This window comes from Nitrobacter sp. NHB1, from assembly GCF_036964665.1.
Classification (GTDB): domain Bacteria; phylum Pseudomonadota; class Alphaproteobacteria; order Rhizobiales; family Xanthobacteraceae; genus Nitrobacter.
Genome location: NZ_JBAMDA010000001.1, coordinates 25,595 through 40,766, shown reverse-complemented (window position 1 = coordinate 40,766; position 15,172 = coordinate 25,595). Strand labels below are relative to the sequence as shown.

The following is a 15,172-nucleotide window of genomic DNA, read 5'->3' as shown; positions in this document are numbered from 1 at the left end:
GTCGCATGACTTTCGCCGGCCGCATGAGCGTTGTGACCGCCTACATCGCGCTCGCCTTCGTCGGCGCGATCGTGTTGGGCGTTTTCTAGCGACCCGCCCCACACGACTTCGGTTCTGCTTCTCTGCTTCCGCATTCACCGCGTCGGGTGAGTACGGATGCAATCGGTGCAGCCGCGCTGCACTGGCATCCATTGCCCGCTGCCTGTAGACTCGGAATCGGGGCAATCGCGCCGGGGAGCCAATGCGGCCGGAGCTCAATCTCAAAACCATCCTGCTCGGCATCGGGGTCCTTGCGGTCTCGTTCCTTGTCAGTCTCAAGGCCATGGACTGGTTGTCGCCGCGTGGAATCACCAAGCCCGCCCTTGCGACATTGCCGCGGTTGCCCCCTGTCAACCGCAGTTCGAGCATCGTCGCGCCGATCACAATCCCGCTCGCCGTCATTCGCGACGCCGCCGACCGCGCCGCTCCGCACACCTTCGCCGGCAAGGCCGAGAATCCGGCGGCGCAGATCCTCCAGAACGCGGACATCGGATGGACCGCATCGCGTGGTGCGATCAGCGCCACGGGCGCTAACAACGTGCTGTCGCTCTCGACGCCGCTGACCGGCACCCTCAAGGTCACGGGATCGCTGTCGGCCAATGCCCAGGGCGCGGTCGGCAACGCGCTCGCAAGCCTGCTCGGCGGCAACGTCGCCAAGCAGATCGGCCGCGTGAACATCAAGAACCTGAACGCCAACGCCGAGATCAAGGGCAACGTCGTGATGACGGCGCGGCCGGTGCTGACCGCGAACTGGCGCATCGACCCCAACATGACCGCGCAGGTCAATCTCGGCGATACCAACGTCTCGGTCGCAGGCGCCCGCGTCAATGTCCCCTCACAGGTCAAGCCCGTCATCGACAGGGCGGTCAACGAACAGCTCGCGAACCTGCAACAGCGCATCCGCAACGATCCCGCGCTGGAGCGCAGCGCGCGGCTGCAATGGGCACAGATGTGCCGCTCGATCCCGTTGCAGGGCGCAGCCGGGTTGCAGGACCTGTATCTCGAGCTGAAGCCGGTGCGCGCCGTCGCAACTCAACCGCACATCGACACCAGCAACGTTACGCTAACGCTCGGCGTCGAGGCCGAAACGCGGATCACCACCGCGGCAACCAAGCCGGACTGTCCGTTTCCCACGAGGCTCGCCATCGTGCCGGCCACACCGGGCCGACTGAACATCGGTGTTCCGATCGACGTGCCCTTCACCGACATCAACAGGATCATCGAGGCGCAGTTCGCCGGCAAGACGTTTCCCGAGGATGGCAGCGGCCCGGTCGCCGTCACCGTCAAGCAGGCCAGCGTCGCGGCTGCGGGCGACCGGCTTCTGATCTCGCTGCTGGTTCATGCGAAGGAGAAAAAAAGCTGGTTCGGTTTCGGCGGCGAGGCCACCGTCCACATCTGGGGCAGACCGGTGCTCGACCAGGCCCAGCAGACCCTGCGCCTGACCGATATCCAGCTTGCGGTCGAATCCGAAGCCGCATTCGGCCTGCTCGGCGCCGCCGCGCACGCCGCGATGCCCTATCTGCAACAAACCTTGGCCGAGAAGGCAACCATCGACCTCAAGCCGTTCGCATCGAATGCGCGAGAGAAGATCGCCGCGGTCATCGCGGGTTTTCAGAAGAACGAGGACGGGGTCAGGGTCAAAGCCGAGATCACCAGCCTGAAACTCGCCGACATCGCGTTTGATTCCAAAACGCTGCGCGTCATTGCGGAAGCGGCGGGCGCCGTGAACGTCGAGGTCAAGACACTGCCGGCACTGTAACAGCCCGGATGAGGCGACGATGAAGCCTTTCAATGCGTAGGCTGGGCCGAGCCGTTCGAAGAACGGCGTCGCCTCGCTTTCACGTTGCCCGGCCTCGGCCAGCCGCGTCTTTGATCGGATTTAAGGTTTCAAGACCCGGATGCCCGGCATGAAGCCGGGAATGACGATTCAATCAAACCCCGTCACGCTCAGATCTAGTCCTCGAATTTGAACGAGACCCTGAGCTTGGCGCGATAGGCCTCGACCTTGCCCTTGTCGTCCAGTTGCATGTCGAGTTTGACAACTTCCGCGACGCGAAGATCCCGGAGCGATTGTCCCGCCCGCTCGACCGCCGCCTTGGCCGCCTTCTCCCAGGATTCCTTGCTGGTGCCGATCAGTTCGATCACCTTGTAGACACTCTCAGCCATGTCGTCCTCCGTTCGATGACAGAACCCAGGTCGGTCCTGCCGACTGTAAGCTAACAACGACGTCTCCGCCGATAGCCGCTGTTCCGCGGCATTCGCGCCGGTTCTCCTCCGAAAGCGGGAGAGCGAACTCGCTCCGATGATGCGCTCCGTTTGAACGAGAATTGCTCGACCGGGGATGGCAGGCATGAAGTCGCCTGTATACCGCCATACAAAACGCGCCCGGCCAAAAACCGGGCGCGCTGCTGTTCCACCGTTCGATCCGCCAACTCAGGTCGAATACTTGAACTCAGGCATCGCCTTCAACTGTTCCTTGGTCGCACCGAAAACCGCGTGATCCGGATACCACGGATTGGTCTTCGTGTTCGTCGCTGCCGGCGCGGATGTCGCCGCGCCTGTGGTGGTCTCCGAACTCTTGCTGCTGCCCGCCGGCGCTGTCGTCGAGGCCGATGTCGACGGCACAGGCGTGTCGACGAACTTGAGCTTGTCAAAATTCACCGCAACCAGTCGCTCGCCGACACCGAGGAATCCGCCGACGCCAATCACCGCCGCGTTGATCTTTCCACTCTTGTCAAGCAGCAGATCGCTGATCGAGCCGAGTTTCTCGTGGGCATCGTTGTATACGTTCAGGCCGATCATTTTCGACGAGCGCCAGTCGCCATGATAGCCGGACTCTGACAACGGAGCCGCCGGAGCACTCATGGTGTTCGTCGTCGTGGTGGTTGACGTTTGCGCGACCGCCGCCGTCGCCAGCAATGCGGATCCGATCAATGCGGCGGTCATATACCTGGAAATCATCAGTGCACCTCCTTCGATTGAAATGAATAGCGAGAACACACGACTCCGGCAGTGGTTCCCGAAAACATTCCGGATTGTTGGGGTTCCCCGAGGGAACGGAACGGCTCGCCCACTTAGCAGCGCACCCCATCACCGCGCGAGCGATACATCGATGAAGCAATCAAGCAGCGAGCACCAACGCGCCGACGCCACCGCCGTTCCTGCGATATGCGGCAAAACGACGCGATGGTGTGACCGCCAGAACAGACCGCCGTCAGGCGGCTATCACGCTCGGCTCGCCGTTGATCTCGGCGAAGAACGCGACTGCTTCGAACTGGTAGCCGCAGTGGGCGCACTGCCAGAGATACCAGGTCCGGCGCGGCTCGTCCTCGAACCAGACCGGCGTGGCAATCGGCTTGCCACATTGCGCGCAAGGGTTTTGATGAGGCAAATAATCAGATACGACAGCGGCCATGATGCTTCTCCCATCCGCTTCTGCTTTTGCCGTTCGCGGATTCGTGCGCAGTGATGACGCCAGCCGCCGATGCCCACGGCGGCACGCTCTCGCTCAACGACCGGAAGCCACCGGGGTTCCTTTTTTTTCGACCAAGACGATGGAACCCGTACCAGCCCATGCGCCGGCTTCGCCGTTTTGCCACAGGAAAGTCGCGATTGAGGCGATAGGCATAAGGACGATCGTGAAGGGGCATTCGTGCTAAATCTCAGCAAATGCGTTCCGTTTCTTGTCCTTGTTGTGCTGGCATGGCCGCAGCCCTCGTCTGCGCAGCGGGCGCAATACGAGTCGATGGTGGCGGCGCACGCGCAAGCCAACGGCGTTCCCGTCGAACTGGTCCACCGCGTCATCGTGCGCGAGAGCCGCTACAATCCGCGCGCCGTGCACCACGGCAATTACGGCATGATGCAGATCAAGCTCGCGACCGCGCGGGGTCTTGGCTACACCGGCACCGCCGAAGGCCTGCTCGATCCCGAAACCAATCTCACCTACGCGGTCAGGTATCTCGCCGGCGCGTATCGGGCGGCTCACGGCAACCACGACCGCGCCGTGGCCTATTATGCCGGCGGCTACTATTACGCGGCGAAGCGGCAGCGGCGGCAGCGTGCCCGGCACGAAACCATGAGCGCCGACGCACGAATCCCCGGCGCTCCACTGTCGATCGCGCCGCGCTGACAATGGAAGATTGCGCCTTGCCGCGCGTTGACACCGACCCCTTTCGGCCTAAATTAGAGGTGTTCCGAGGGGTGTTCCGTCAGGGAGCTGAGATACCGCACCGAGCGCGATTCACGCGACAGCGCGGTGACCCTTTGAACCTGATCCGGGTCATGCCGGCGAAGGGACAGGGATGTTTCAGAATACGCGGGAGATAGGTGGGGATTCCCCCGTCGCAGTGATCGGCGCAGGCATTGCCGGCGCATGGCAGGCCCTGCTGTTCGCGAAAGCCGGGCACGCAGTCACGCTTCACGAACGCGGCGGCGACGCGATGACGCAGGCCACCAGCCACTGGGCCGGCGGCATGCTGGCGCCGTGGTGCGAAGCTGAGGTGTCCGAACCCCTCGTTACGCGTCTCGGTTTTCGCTCGCTCGCGCTGTGGCGCGAACACGTTCCCGATACGCCTTTCAACGGGTCGCTGGTGGTGGCGCATCCGCGCGACCGCTCCGACTTCGAACGCTTCGCGCGCATGACATCGGGGCATCGGCGCGTTCAGGCCGATAATGTGAGCGAACTTGAACCGTCGCTCGACGGGCGGTTTCGCGAGGCGCTGTTCTTCCCGGACGAAGGCCATGTCGAGCCGCGCCGCGTGCTGCCGCAACTGCACGCCCGCATTCGCGCCGCCGGCGGCAAAATCGAATTTAGCAGCGCGCCCGAGGCCGCCGCCATCGAGGGCCTTGCGATCGATTGCCGCGGCCTTGCCGCGCGCGATACGTTCCCGAACCTGCGCGGCGTCAAGGGCGAGGAGATCATCGTCGAAACCGACGAGATCGCGCTGTCGCGCCCGGTGCGGCTCTTGCACCCGCGCTGGCCGCTCTACATTATTCCGCGCGAGCACAACCGCTTCATGATCGGCGCCACCTCGATCGAACGTGAGGACGACGGCGTCAGCGTCCGCTCGGCGCTTGAGCTGCTCAGCGCGGCTTACGCCGTGCATCCGGCCTTCGGCGAGGCGCGGATCGTGGAGATCGGCGCAGGCCTGCGGCCCGCGTTTCCCGACAACCTGCCGCGCATCGCGATCGACAAGAGCCGCATCGCGGTCAACGGACTTTTCCGTCATGGTTTTCTGCTGGCGCCGGCGCTCGCGGAACTGACGCTCGCTTACGTCGCACGCGGCGAGATCGATAACGAGGTGATGCAATGCGGGTGACGCGATGCAAGTGACCGTCAACGGCGAACAGCGGGAGATCGCGGCGCAGACCGTGGACGCGCTGCTAAGCGAGCTCGACTACGGGAACACGCATGTTGCTATCGCCGTGAATTTCGACGTGCTGCCGAAAAACCGCTGGGCAGACACGGCTCTGAAAAGCGGCGACGAAATCGAGATCATCACGCCGCGGCAGGGAGGGTGAACGATGCATGGGAGCGCCGTACCAATGCTGAAACTCTACGATCGTGAATTCTCCTCCCGGCTGCTGATCGGCACGGCGCTGTATCCGTCGCCGAAAATTATGCAGGACGCGATCCGCGCCGCGGGCAGCCAGATCGTCACGGTGTCACTGCGGCGGGAAACCGCGGGTGGCAAGACCGGCGACGCGTTCTGGTCGCTGATCCGCGAGCTCGATGTCACCGTGCTGCCCAACACCGCCGGCTGCAAAAGCGTGCGCGAAGCCGTCACGACAGCGAAACTCGCACGCGAACTGTTCGGCACGTCGTGGATCAAGCTCGAAGTCATCGCCGACAACGACACGCTGCAACCCGACGTGGTCGGCCTGGTCGAAGCCGCCGCCATTCTCATCAAGGAGGGCTTTGAGGTGTTTCCCTATTGCACCGAGGACCTCGGCGTCGCCATGCGCCTCGTTGAGGCCGGTTGCAAGGTGGTGATGCCATGGGCCGCGCCGATCGGCAGCGCGAAGGGCATCGTCAATCGCGACGCCTTGAGGCTGCTGCGCGAGCGGCTGCCCAATATCACTCTCATCGTCGATGCCGGGATCGGTGCGCCCAGCCACGCCGCGCAGGCCCTCGAACTCGGCTACGACGCCGTTTTGCTCAACACCGCCATCGCCAAGGCCGCCGATCCCGTCGCTATGGCCGGCGCGTTCAGGCTCGCGGTCGAAGCTGGCCGCGGCGCCTTTGAGGCGGGCCTGATGGAAGCCCGCGACTTCGCCTCCCCCTCAACCCCCGTGGTAGGGATACCCTTCTGGCATGCCGTATCCTGATCGGTTCTATCCTGTCGTCGATACGCTGGACTGGGTGCGCCGCCTGACCGGACTCGGCGTCGGCACGGTGCAGTTGCGCGCAAAAGACCTCAACGATGGCGAGTCGCTGCAACTCGTCACCGACGCGCTGCGGATCGTCAAGGGCACGCCGACGCAGCTCGTGGTCAACGACTACTGGCGCGCGGCGATCGTGGCCGGCGCGAAGCACGTTCACCTCGGCCAGGAGGATCTCACGACGGCCGACATCCACGAGATCCGCAAGGCGGGGCTGACGCTCGGCCTTTCCACCCATGACGATGCCGAACTCGATACCGCGCTCGCAGCCGAGCCGGATTATGTCGCGTTGGGGCCGATTTTCTTCACCACTTTGAAATCGATGCGCTTCGAGCCGCAGGGCATCGCGAAAATCGCCGAGTGGAAAGAGCGCGTCGGCAACATCCCGCTGGTCGCGATCGGCGGCATCAAGCTCGAACAGGCGGCGGAAATTTTCGCCGCCGGTGCTGACTCGATCGCCGTGGTCAGCGACGTAACGCAGAACCCAGACCCCGACGCGCGGGTGCGCGCGTGGCTGGAACAAGTCCGTGAAACCGCATGAGGTACCGTCATGCAGACATCCATCTTCATCGCACGGCTGATCGGCCCGGTCATGATGACGGCCGGTCTCGCCGTGCTGCTCAACCGACAGAGTTTCCACTCCATGGCCGAGGAGTTTTTGGCCAGCCGCGCGCTGATGTTCCTCGCCGGACTGATGGTGATGCCGGCCGGCCTCGCCATCGTCCTGACGCACAATGTCTGGACCGCGGACTGGCGCGTGATCGTGACGCTGTTCGGCTGGCTGCTGGTTATTGCCGGCGCGATCCGCATCGTCGAACCGCCATTTCTGTTTTCGGGGGCGCGCGCATTCCTGCGCCACGCTGCCATGCCGATCCTGGCCGGATGCATCTGGCTCGTGATCGGCCTCGTCTTCTGCCTTCTCGGCTATCTGCACTGAACGCAATTCCTCGTACCGGAGAAACGCCATGAACATCCGCTCCAATCCGGACACCACGCGCCCCGCCGTCACCACGGGCGCCCTGCCCTCCTCCCGCAAGGTTTTCTCCGTGCCCGAGGCCGCACCCGACCTGCGCGTGCCGCTGCGCGAGATCATCCTGAGCGAAGGCGCGGGCGAGCCGAACCTGCCAGTCTACGACACATCGGGACCCTATACCGACCCGGACGTCACCATCGACGTCAACGCCGGCCTGTCGCGCACGCGCCTTGCCTGGGTGAAGGAACGCGGCGGCGTCGAGGAATATGACGGTCGCGTCATCAAGCCCGAGGACAACGGCAATGTCGGCGCGTCGCACGCAGCGAAGTCGTTCACCGCGCATCACAAGCCGCTGCGCGGCCTCGATGGCCACAAGATCACCCAGCTTGAATTCGCTCGCGCCGGCATCGTCACCAAGGAGATGATCTACGTCGCCGAACGCGAGAACATCGGGCGGAAGCAGCAACTCGAACGCGCCGAAGCGGCGCTGGCCGACGGCGAAAGCTTCGGCGCCTCGGTGCCGGCCTTCGTCACGCCGGAATTCGTGCGCGAGGAGATCGCGCGCGGCCGCGCCATCATCCCCTGCAACATCAACCACGCCGAACTCGAACCGATGATTATCGGCCGCAACTTTCTGGTGAAGATCAACGCCAACATCGGCAACAGCGCGGTGACCTCATCGGTCGAGGAGGAAGTCGACAAGATGGTGTGGGCGATCCGCTGGGGCGCCGACACCGTGATGGATCTCTCGACGGGACGCAACATCCACACCACGCGCGAATGGATTTTGCGCAATTCGCCCGTTCCCATCGGAACGGTGCCGATCTATCAGGCGCTGGAGAAGTGCGACGGCGATCCGGTGAAACTGACCTGGGAGCTTTATCGCGACACGCTGATCGAGCAGTGCGAACAGGGCGTCGATTATTTCACCATCCATGCCGGCGTGCGCCTGCCCTACATCCACCTCACCGCCGACCGCGTCACCGGCATCGTCTCGCGCGGCGGCTCCATCATGGCGAAGTGGTGCCTCGCCCACCACAAGGAGAGCTTCCTCTACACCCACTTCGAGGAGATCTGCGACCTCATGCGCAAGTATGACGTGTCGTTTTCATTGGGAGATGGTCTGCGTCCGGGCTCGATCGCCGACGCCAACGACCGCGCCCAGTTCGCCGAACTCGAAACCCTCGGCGAACTGACGCAGATCGCGTGGAAGAAAGGCTGCCAGGTGATGATCGAAGGCCCCGGCCACGTGCCGATGCACAAGATCAAGATCAACATGGACAAGCAGCTTAAAGAATGTGGCGAAGCGCCGTTCTATACGCTGGGACCGCTGACCACCGACATCGCGCCGGGCTACGATCACATCACCTCGGGTATCGGCGCCGCTATGATCGGCTGGTTCGGCTGCGCGATGCTGTGTTATGTCACGCCGAAGGAGCACCTCGGGCTACCGAACCGCGACGACGTCAAGACCGGCGTCATAACCTATCGCATCGCGGCGCACGCCGCCGATCTCGCCAAGGGCCATCCGGCGGCGCAACTGCGCGATGACGCTCTCTCTCGCGCGCGGTTCGACTTCCGCTGGCAGGACCAGTTCAACCTCGGCCTCGATCCGGAAACGGCGGTGGCCTTCCACGACGAGACGTTGCCGAAGGACGCGCACAAGGTGGCGCACTTCTGCTCGATGTGCGGCCCAAAGTTCTGTTCGATGAAGATCACGCAGGACGTGCGCGACTACGCCGCCACGCTGGGCGACAACGAGAAGGCGGCGCTTTATCCCGACGGTAAGCTCGCCGGCGTCGGCATGACGATGAAAGGCGTCATTGAAGACGGCATGGCGCAGATGAGCGAGAAATTCAAGGAGATGGGCGGACAGGTCTATGTCGAAGCGGAAGCCGTGAAGGAAAGCAACAAGGTGTTGTGAATGTGCAGGGTGGGTTAGGCGAAGCTAATCGACCAATTCCTGCCCGACCACGCGGGCATTACGCCTCGCCAAACTCGCCCTTGCATCGGCATCGCCTGCCCGGTCGAGCGGAAACAAGCTGCGCCACACGTCGCGATGAAACGACGAATGCGGCCAGTCCTGCACCTTGCCAACGAATCCGTGCTTCACTGGAGTGATGAGCAGCGCCGGTGTTCTAACGCTTTATGCTTGAGGACCGCATGATCGAGACGATCTCACGCAACAAGGCCCCATGTTGGGGCCTTGTTGCTATGCGCAATCGCCTTGTGAAGGTACTGCGCCTTTCAAGCGAGACCAGCCCGGTAGGCGCTGAGGGTAGCGTAGCTCGAAGCTTTGAAGCGATGATGAAGGTCAGTTAGCGACTATCGGTCTCTTGACCTGGCGCCGCATTGGCGGCCTCTTTCATCTCCTCGGCCCTCGTCTTTAAATCGGCTTCGATTTGCTGGATAAGAGACTCATCGCATTGGTGAGCGGGCCAGCAACTGAGTTCGGCAATGTAGCCATGAGTGAGCCTCACTGCCGTTTCTACTGAATTCTTTTCAAGATTTTCATGAGGGCCTTGACCATCGACGTCGTAGGTACCGCCTTCTCTTCCTACCACCCGAACGACCTTGAAAGTCCGCGTGTCAATGCCGAAGCAGATTTGCAAAATCTCTTTCTTTTTTTTAAATCCGAACACAGTCGCACCCATTCTTGCTGTCCACACCCCCGTACCTAGCACAGATATAACTCTGCTGCAGAAAAAGGGTATGCTGAGTTCAATCACAATGGCGGTTGCGCGTCTATTGCTTTGCGCCGGCGGTGCGGCGCTCGCTGACGCGGACCGCCGCTATTTCATCGTGATCGCAAGGCCCGAGAGATCGGCGTTGGCCATCAGGCCATACTGACGGCCGGAGAGTTCCAGCACCGCACCATTCTGGTTGGTCAGCACGATGGCGCGGGCGCCGCCGCCGATCGCCAGCCCCGCGCCCGCCGCGCCATAGACGCCAGCGACATCGGAAGGCCGGCTGATGTGGCTGACGCGGCCGCGCAGCACGGTCTTCGATCCGCCGAACACCAGGCCGTAATCCAGTCCGCCGATCGAGAGCGGATAGCGCCGGCCGCGAAAGGTGAGCGTGCCGCCGCCGCCGGACGCGCCGATGATCCAGCCGCCCTTGTAGATCGTCAGCGTCACCGCGCCGCTGTCGGCGCGGGCAGCGGAGGACAGGCCGAAGCAGACGGCCAGCGCGAACAGGACTGCGCGAAACAGAGACGATGACGGCATACGGGAATTCTCCGGGTGCGAAGGGCGGAAATGATTCGGACGGCCCGCAAGCGTAGGGACCGAGCGCGGCAGGTGCAATCCGCATGCTCGACTGCCGCGATATCGATGCATCGCCGGTCACGGGCGCGGTGCTGTTCGGCATCGGCTGGGGGTTGGGTCAACCTTGTGTCCGGGTCCGGCGCCGGTCAATCTCGCGGGACTGAGCGGACCCGTGATCGTCTTCGTAATCGCGATGGCGGCGGGGATGGCCGAATACGATCTGTTGCGCGATGCGTTCAACCGACGAAGCGATTCGCCGCTGCATGAGACCGCAATCGATGATTGCGATGACCGGGGACACACCTCGCGTTAGAATATCATTCAGATATAACACTCTACTGTTACGCGCATTTTTGCCACCAAAACAATGATTTTTCCCTTATTTTTCAGGTTCTTCCTGGTCCCGCACGGTGTGTTAATAATCTGGTAACTATATCATTACAGCTTCGTAACGGGGGACGGGGGTCTCAATCCAGTCGGCTTTTTCTTCGGAAGCAAGCCGCTTCGCGAGGGACTGATGACCCAGAATTTGCAAACCGGAGCGCAAAGCTCGCCGCAGGATCAAGCTGCGCTCACGCCCGACGCGGTGATTCCGCTATTGGTCGGCTCCACGGTCACCGAAGTCGAACGGGAGCTTGTGCTGCAGACGCTGGCGCGTTGCGACGGCAACCGCACCCGCGCAGCAAGGGTGCTTGGCGTGTCGGTTCGCACCCTGCGCAACAAGATACGGCAGTATGCCGCCAGCGGGCTCGACGTGCCCGATCACGGCTGACGTTGAAGTGACGATCGCCCGAACCAAAATGTGCTTCCGGTAATTTTGCGCGGCATCAAACCGGATTCCGCCGCGCACTCCGCTTGCCGTTGCGCGCGCGCCCTCCTATGAACACGGACACGTTCATCCCTCGCGCACGCCGGACGCGCACGGCCTGCGCTTCCGATCGCAGGCATCTCTCTTCATGACATCGACACCGACAACCCCGAAAGCCGAAAGCCGGCCGCAGAGCTATGCGCACCATGGCGTCACCATCACGGATGATTACGCCTGGCTGAAGGATGCGAACTGGCAGCAAGTGTTGCGCGAGCCGTCGCTGCTGGCGCCGGACATCCGCGCCTATCTCGATGCCGAGAACGCCTATTCGAATGCCCTGCTCGCGGAGACCGAGCCGCTGCAAAAGCAGCTCGTCGCCGAAATGCGCGGCCGCATCAAGGAGGACGATTCCACCGTCCCCTCGCCCGACGGACCCTTCGCCTATTTCACGAAATACCGCGAGGGCGGCCAGCATCGCATGATCGGACGGCAGCCGCGCGAAGGCGGCGACGCCCGCTTTCTCATCGATGGCGACGAACTCGCCGAAGGCAAGAAATTCTTTCAGCTCGGCGGCGCGCGTCATTCTCCGGATCATCGCCTCGAGGCGTGGAGCGCCGACGATCGCGGCTCGGAATATTTCACGATCCGGATCCGCGACTGGGACAGCGGCACCGATCTCGCCGATGTCATCGAGGAGACCGACGGCGGCGTGGTGTGGAGCGCGGACTCGTGTGCGTTCTACTACGTCAAGCTCGACGACAATCATCGCCCGATGCAGGTCTATCGCCATCGGCTCGGTACGCCGCCGTCCGATGACGTGCTCGTTTACGAGGAGCGGGACACCGGCTGGTTCACGCATATTCATGAGAGCGCCAGCGGTCGCTTCTGCGTGATCGCCGGCGGCGATCATGAAACCTCCGAGCAGCGGCTGATCGATCTCGCCGAGGCCGAGGCGACACCGCGCTTGATCGCAGCGCGCGAGGACGGCGTGCAATATTCCGTCGCCGATCGCGGCAATGAGCTTTTCATCCTCACCAACGCCGACGGCGCCATCGATTTCAAAATCGTAACCGCGCCGCTGGCAGAGCCAGAACGCGCGAACTGGCGCGACCTGATCCCGTATCGCCCCGGCACCTATGTGCTCGACTTTGAGCTTTATTCCGGCCACATGGTGCGGCTCGAGCGCACCAATGCGTTGCCGTCGATCGTCATTCGCGATCTCGCGACCGGGAACGAGCACGCGATCGCTTTCGACGAGGCTGCCTATTCGCTCGATACTCATGGCGGCTACGAATTCGACACCACGCGGCTACGCTTCAGCTATTCGTCGATGACGACGCCCACGGAAGTGTTCGATTACGACATGGCGAGCCGCTCGCGAACTTTACGCAAGCGCCAGGAGATTCCGTCGGGACATGATCCCGCGAATTATGTCGCCACCCGCGTCGTGGCGAAGGCGAACGACGGCGCCGAGGTTCCGGTCTCGATTCTGCATCGCAAGGATTTTGCGCGGGACGGCCGCGCGCCGCTGCTGCTCTACGGCTACGGCTCCTACGGCCACGCGATGCCGGCGTCGTTCTCGGCCAACCGGCTGTCGCTGGTCGACCGCGGCTTCGTTTACGCCATCGCGCACATCCGCGGCGGCGCGGATAAAGGCTGGGGCTGGTATCTCGACGGCAAGCGCGAGAAAAAAACCAACAGCTTCGACGATTTCGCGGCTAGCGGCCGCGCGCTGATCGCGGCGAACTATACCTCTGCGAAGAGGATCGTCGGCCACGGCGGTAGCGCCGGGGGCATGTTGATGGGCGCGGTCGCCAACCGGGCCGGCGAGTTGTTCGCCGGCATCGTCGCGGAGGTGCCGTTCGTCGACGTGCTCAACACCATGCTCGACGACACGTTGCCGCTGACGCCGCCGGAATGGCCGGAATGGGGCAACCCGATCGCGAGCGAGCAGGATTTCCGCACCATCCTGTCCTACTCGCCTTACGAGAACGTCGCGGCGAAGGACTATCCGGCGATCCTCGCCATGGGCGGGCTGACCGATCCGCGCGTCACCTACTGGGAGCCGGCGAAATGGATCGCGCGGCTGCGCGCCACCATGACGTCGGGCGGCCCGGTTCTGCTGCGAACCAACATGGGTGCGGGACACGGCGGCGCTTCCGGCCGCTTCGACCGCCTCGACGAGGTCGCCCTCGCCTATGCCTTCGCGCTGTGGGCGGTGAAACGCGATCAGGCAGCCTAGTCTAGTCTAGCAGTCTGCTGAAGAACCTCTCGCCACGGAGGCGGCTTGATAATTCACTTTATCATCTCGAATCGGCGGAGGCGATCATGCGCGGCAGGTTTACCGATCAGGGCGGGCTGTTTTCGTACATCGCACCGGATAAGCGGGTGCGAGCGAACCATCCGCTGCGGACGGTCCGGGACCTTGTCCGGGATGTTTTGAGCGATTTGAACCGCTGCCTTGGGAGGCTCCACGCCAGCGAGGGACGCCCTTCGATCCCTCCGGAGCAATTGCCGAACGCCTTGCTGCTGCAGGTGTTCTACGGCATCCGCTCGGAACGCCAGTCGATGGAGCAACTCCTTAGATCGATTTCTGTTGAATGTGAGAGTTGATTTTCATGAGCTCCGGATGCGCTTTCAGCAAAGCCTTTAAGCCCGGGTAATCCATCTCGACCGCATGATGATCTTCAATCAAAAGTTTGACGAGTTTGAAGTCGTCGTCGGTGTCGACGGTGATACGCCAGTCGCTGAGATCTTCTTCATCCGTGCAGTACTCGTGGCGAATATCCGGCATCGACGTGCGAATATAACCTGTTACATGCTCGCGCTCGGACGGGAGCTTGGCATTCTCCGCGGCGAAGTCGAGTGAGCGTCGGGGAAAAATTTCGAATTCCATGCCGCGAGGATAGGTCCGCTTTTCGCCGTTCGAGAGATAAACGGACTCGCTCTTCAAGCCCAAATAGATGTCGAGGCCGGCGCGAATCACGTCTGGACAGATGAGTGGGCAGTCCGACGTCACGCGAATCACGTGGCGAGCCTCGTGTGCGCGCGCCGCTCTTTGGTAACGTTCCAGTACGTCATTCTCACTGCCGCGAAACACCGGAACGTCGAGCGCAGCGCAGAGTTCGACAACGGGACCGTCGGAGAGATTCGTTGTCGTCGCGACGATCACGGGCACGCCGACATCGGCGAGGCGATCGAGATGCGTTTCAAGAAGTGTGCGTTCCCCGGCGCGCATCAAGATCTTGCCCGGGAGGCGAGTGCTCGTCATGCGCGCCTGAGTGATGATTACGACTTCATTTGGCATCGTAGAAACCGAGAACGGCGTTCATCATAGTCGACGTCTTCGTCAGATGACTGCGGGAACATCGGCAGGCTCAGCGTGGATTGTTAATAGCGCGAGGCGTTCGCAAAGTTTCGGCGGTTGATAGCGCTGGTTAAGCAGATCAAAGTCGTTTTGGACTGCGAGCACGATATATCCTCCAAGGCTGTGCTCTCCTACCATCGTCAAACGCATTCCAGCAATCCTATGAAACACTCAACCCGGCAAGCCTATCGATGTAGCGCGCCGATATTCCAAGGATTCGTAAACGTTCCGTTCCAAATCCTGGCTCGATCGGCCTTTGCTAGCTGCTGCTCCGCTTTATATCGACCCTTGGAGTACCTCGCATAGTCGACAGCATAGCCGCCCCGTACCAACCACGA

Annotated in this window: 18 protein-coding genes, 2 pseudogenes and 1 riboswitch; of the genes and pseudogenes, 12 read left to right on the top strand and 8 right to left on the bottom strand. The window is 62.5% G+C overall.

The window, feature by feature from the left end; all coding sequences use genetic code 11:
* Window positions 1-241: 241 nt before the first annotated feature.
* A complete protein-coding gene (locus V4R08_RS00205) occupies window positions 242-1,798 on the top strand; it encodes a DUF4403 family protein (protein WP_335577482.1) in 1,557 nt (518 codons plus the stop codon).
* Window positions 1,799-1,992: 194 nt separating this feature from the next.
* On the opposite strand, the gene V4R08_RS00200 is transcribed toward V4R08_RS00205, so the two are convergent.
* From V4R08_RS00200 to V4R08_RS00190, 3 genes are all read right to left on the bottom strand, one after another.
* A complete protein-coding gene (locus V4R08_RS00200; RefSeq protein WP_335577481.1) occupies window positions 1,993-2,205 on the bottom strand; it encodes a dodecin family protein in 213 nt (70 codons plus the stop codon).
* A gap of 267 nt (window positions 2,206-2,472) precedes the next feature.
* A complete protein-coding gene (locus V4R08_RS00195) occupies window positions 2,473-3,000 on the bottom strand; it encodes a PRC-barrel domain-containing protein (RefSeq protein WP_335577480.1) in 528 nt (175 codons plus the stop codon).
* Window positions 3,001-3,253: 253 nt separating this feature from the next.
* Window positions 3,254-3,454 (bottom strand): hypothetical protein, encoded by a 201-nt coding sequence (locus V4R08_RS00190; protein ID WP_335577479.1) that lies wholly within the window; start codon window positions 3,452-3,454, stop codon window positions 3,254-3,256.
* A 237-nt stretch (window positions 3,455-3,691) separates the two neighbouring features.
* Here V4R08_RS00190 and V4R08_RS00185 point away from each other — a divergent pair, with 237 nt between their 5' ends.
* The 7 genes from V4R08_RS00185 (at window position 3,692) to thiC (ending at window position 9,317) form a co-directional block, all read left to right on the top strand.
* Window positions 3,692-4,168 carry a transglycosylase SLT domain-containing protein gene (locus V4R08_RS00185; protein WP_335577478.1) on the top strand — a complete coding sequence of 159 codons (477 nt, stop codon included), beginning with the start codon at window positions 3,692-3,694 and terminating at the stop codon, window positions 4,166-4,168.
* A gap of 57 nt (window positions 4,169-4,225) precedes the next feature.
* Window positions 4,226-4,353: riboswitch (TPP riboswitch) on the top strand.
* On the top strand, window positions 4,341-5,357 hold the full coding sequence (locus V4R08_RS00180) for an FAD-dependent oxidoreductase (RefSeq protein ID WP_335577477.1): 1,017 nt from the start codon (window positions 4,341-4,343) through the stop codon (window positions 5,355-5,357). Its footprint overlaps the riboswitch before it by 13 nt.
* A gap of 4 nt (window positions 5,358-5,361) precedes the next feature.
* Entirely contained in the window at window positions 5,362-5,559 is a 198-nt protein-coding gene (gene thiS / locus V4R08_RS00175) for a sulfur carrier protein ThiS (RefSeq protein WP_335577476.1), read from the top strand.
* A 24-nt stretch (window positions 5,560-5,583) separates the two neighbouring features.
* Window positions 5,584-6,366, top strand: coding sequence for a thiazole synthase (locus V4R08_RS00170; RefSeq protein WP_335580133.1), 783 nt, complete (start codon window positions 5,584-5,586; stop codon window positions 6,364-6,366).
* Window positions 6,353-6,961 (top strand): thiamine phosphate synthase, encoded by a 609-nt coding sequence (locus tag V4R08_RS00165; RefSeq protein WP_335577475.1) that lies wholly within the window; start codon window positions 6,353-6,355, stop codon window positions 6,959-6,961. The genes V4R08_RS00170 and V4R08_RS00165 overlap by 14 nt, the downstream gene beginning before the upstream one ends.
* Window positions 6,962-6,970: 9 nt before the next feature.
* Complete coding sequence (locus V4R08_RS00160; RefSeq protein ID WP_335577474.1) at window positions 6,971-7,357, top strand: hypothetical protein; 387 nt, start codon at window positions 6,971-6,973, stop codon at window positions 7,355-7,357.
* Between the two features lie 28 nt (window positions 7,358-7,385).
* Complete coding sequence (thiC, locus tag V4R08_RS00155; protein ID WP_335577473.1) at window positions 7,386-9,317, top strand: phosphomethylpyrimidine synthase ThiC; 1,932 nt, start codon at window positions 7,386-7,388, stop codon at window positions 9,315-9,317.
* A gap of 58 nt (window positions 9,318-9,375) precedes the next feature.
* Here thiC and V4R08_RS00150 read toward each other — a convergent pair.
* The 3 genes and pseudogenes from V4R08_RS00150 to V4R08_RS00140 all read right to left on the bottom strand — a co-directional run.
* Window positions 9,376-9,515: pseudogene (locus V4R08_RS00150) on the bottom strand (REP-associated tyrosine transposase); the annotation flags it as partial.
* A gap of 196 nt (window positions 9,516-9,711) precedes the next feature.
* Window positions 9,712-10,047, bottom strand: coding sequence for a hypothetical protein (locus tag V4R08_RS00145; RefSeq protein ID WP_335577471.1), 336 nt, complete (start codon window positions 10,045-10,047; stop codon window positions 9,712-9,714).
* 138 nt (window positions 10,048-10,185) lie between these two features.
* The gene (locus V4R08_RS00140; protein WP_335577470.1) at window positions 10,186-10,620 is read right to left on the bottom strand and encodes a hypothetical protein; all 435 of its coding nucleotides are present in this window, start codon (window positions 10,618-10,620) and stop codon (window positions 10,186-10,188) included.
* Between the two features lie 211 nt (window positions 10,621-10,831).
* Here V4R08_RS00140 and V4R08_RS00135 point away from each other — a divergent pair, with 211 nt between their 5' ends.
* The 4 genes and pseudogenes from V4R08_RS00135 to V4R08_RS18330 all read left to right on the top strand — a co-directional run.
* Window positions 10,832-10,972 carry a hypothetical protein gene (locus V4R08_RS00135; protein ID WP_335577469.1) on the top strand — a complete coding sequence of 47 codons (141 nt, stop codon included), beginning with the start codon at window positions 10,832-10,834 and terminating at the stop codon, window positions 10,970-10,972.
* Window positions 10,973-11,176: 204 nt separating this feature from the next.
* The gene (locus tag V4R08_RS00130) at window positions 11,177-11,431 is read left to right on the top strand and encodes a helix-turn-helix domain-containing protein (protein ID WP_335577468.1); all 255 of its coding nucleotides are present in this window, start codon (window positions 11,177-11,179) and stop codon (window positions 11,429-11,431) included.
* Between the two features lie 184 nt (window positions 11,432-11,615).
* On the top strand, window positions 11,616-13,709 hold the full coding sequence (locus tag V4R08_RS00125; protein WP_335577467.1) for a S9 family peptidase: 2,094 nt from the start codon (window positions 11,616-11,618) through the stop codon (window positions 13,707-13,709).
* 86 nt (window positions 13,710-13,795) lie between these two features.
* Window positions 13,796-14,047: pseudogene (locus tag V4R08_RS18330) on the top strand (transposase); the annotation flags it as partial.
* A 1-nt stretch (window position 14,048) separates the two neighbouring features.
* On the opposite strand, the gene V4R08_RS00115 reads toward V4R08_RS18330, so the two are convergent.
* On the bottom strand, window positions 14,049-14,774 hold the full coding sequence (locus tag V4R08_RS00115; protein ID WP_335577465.1) for a cytidylyltransferase domain-containing protein: 726 nt from the start codon (window positions 14,772-14,774) through the stop codon (window positions 14,049-14,051).
* Between the two features lie 42 nt (window positions 14,775-14,816).
* Window positions 14,817-14,984 (bottom strand): hypothetical protein, encoded by a 168-nt coding sequence (locus tag V4R08_RS00110; RefSeq protein WP_335577464.1) that lies wholly within the window; start codon window positions 14,982-14,984, stop codon window positions 14,817-14,819.
* Between the last annotated feature and the right edge of the window lie 188 nt (window positions 14,985-15,172).

Bases quoted from the DNA above. Each gene is read 5' to 3' on its own strand.
- V4R08_RS00205 (WP_335577482.1), top strand. From the start codon at position 242: ATGCGGCCGGAGCTCAATCTCAAAACCATCCTGCTCGGCATCGGGGTC.
- V4R08_RS00200 (WP_335577481.1), bottom strand. From the start codon at position 2,205: ATGGCTGAGAGTGTCTACAAGGTGATCGAACTGATCGGCACCAGCAAG.
- V4R08_RS00195 (WP_335577480.1), bottom strand. From the start codon at position 3,000: ATGATTTCCAGGTATATGACCGCCGCATTGATCGGATCCGCATTGCTG.
- V4R08_RS00190 (WP_335577479.1), bottom strand. From the start codon at position 3,454: ATGGCCGCTGTCGTATCTGATTATTTGCCTCATCAAAACCCTTGCGCG.
- V4R08_RS00180 (WP_335577477.1), top strand. From the start codon at position 4,341: ATGTTTCAGAATACGCGGGAGATAGGTGGGGATTCCCCCGTCGCAGTG.
- thiS (WP_335577476.1), top strand. From the start codon at position 5,362: ATGCAAGTGACCGTCAACGGCGAACAGCGGGAGATCGCGGCGCAGACC.
- V4R08_RS00170 (WP_335580133.1), top strand. From the start codon at position 5,584: ATGCTGAAACTCTACGATCGTGAATTCTCCTCCCGGCTGCTGATCGGC.
- V4R08_RS00165 (WP_335577475.1), top strand. From the start codon at position 6,353: ATGCCGTATCCTGATCGGTTCTATCCTGTCGTCGATACGCTGGACTGG.
- V4R08_RS00160 (WP_335577474.1), top strand. From the start codon at position 6,971: ATGCAGACATCCATCTTCATCGCACGGCTGATCGGCCCGGTCATGATG.
- thiC (WP_335577473.1), top strand. From the start codon at position 7,386: ATGAACATCCGCTCCAATCCGGACACCACGCGCCCCGCCGTCACCACG.
- V4R08_RS00145 (WP_335577471.1), bottom strand. From the start codon at position 10,047: ATGGGTGCGACTGTGTTCGGATTTAAAAAAAAGAAAGAGATTTTGCAA.
- V4R08_RS00140 (WP_335577470.1), bottom strand. From the start codon at position 10,620: ATGCCGTCATCGTCTCTGTTTCGCGCAGTCCTGTTCGCGCTGGCCGTC.
- V4R08_RS00130 (WP_335577468.1), top strand. From the start codon at position 11,177: ATGACCCAGAATTTGCAAACCGGAGCGCAAAGCTCGCCGCAGGATCAA.
- V4R08_RS00125 (WP_335577467.1), top strand. From the start codon at position 11,616: ATGACATCGACACCGACAACCCCGAAAGCCGAAAGCCGGCCGCAGAGC.
- V4R08_RS00115 (WP_335577465.1), bottom strand. From the start codon at position 14,774: ATGCCAAATGAAGTCGTAATCATCACTCAGGCGCGCATGACGAGCACT.
- V4R08_RS00110 (WP_335577464.1), bottom strand. From the start codon at position 14,984: ATGCGTTTGACGATGGTAGGAGAGCACAGCCTTGGAGGATATATCGTG.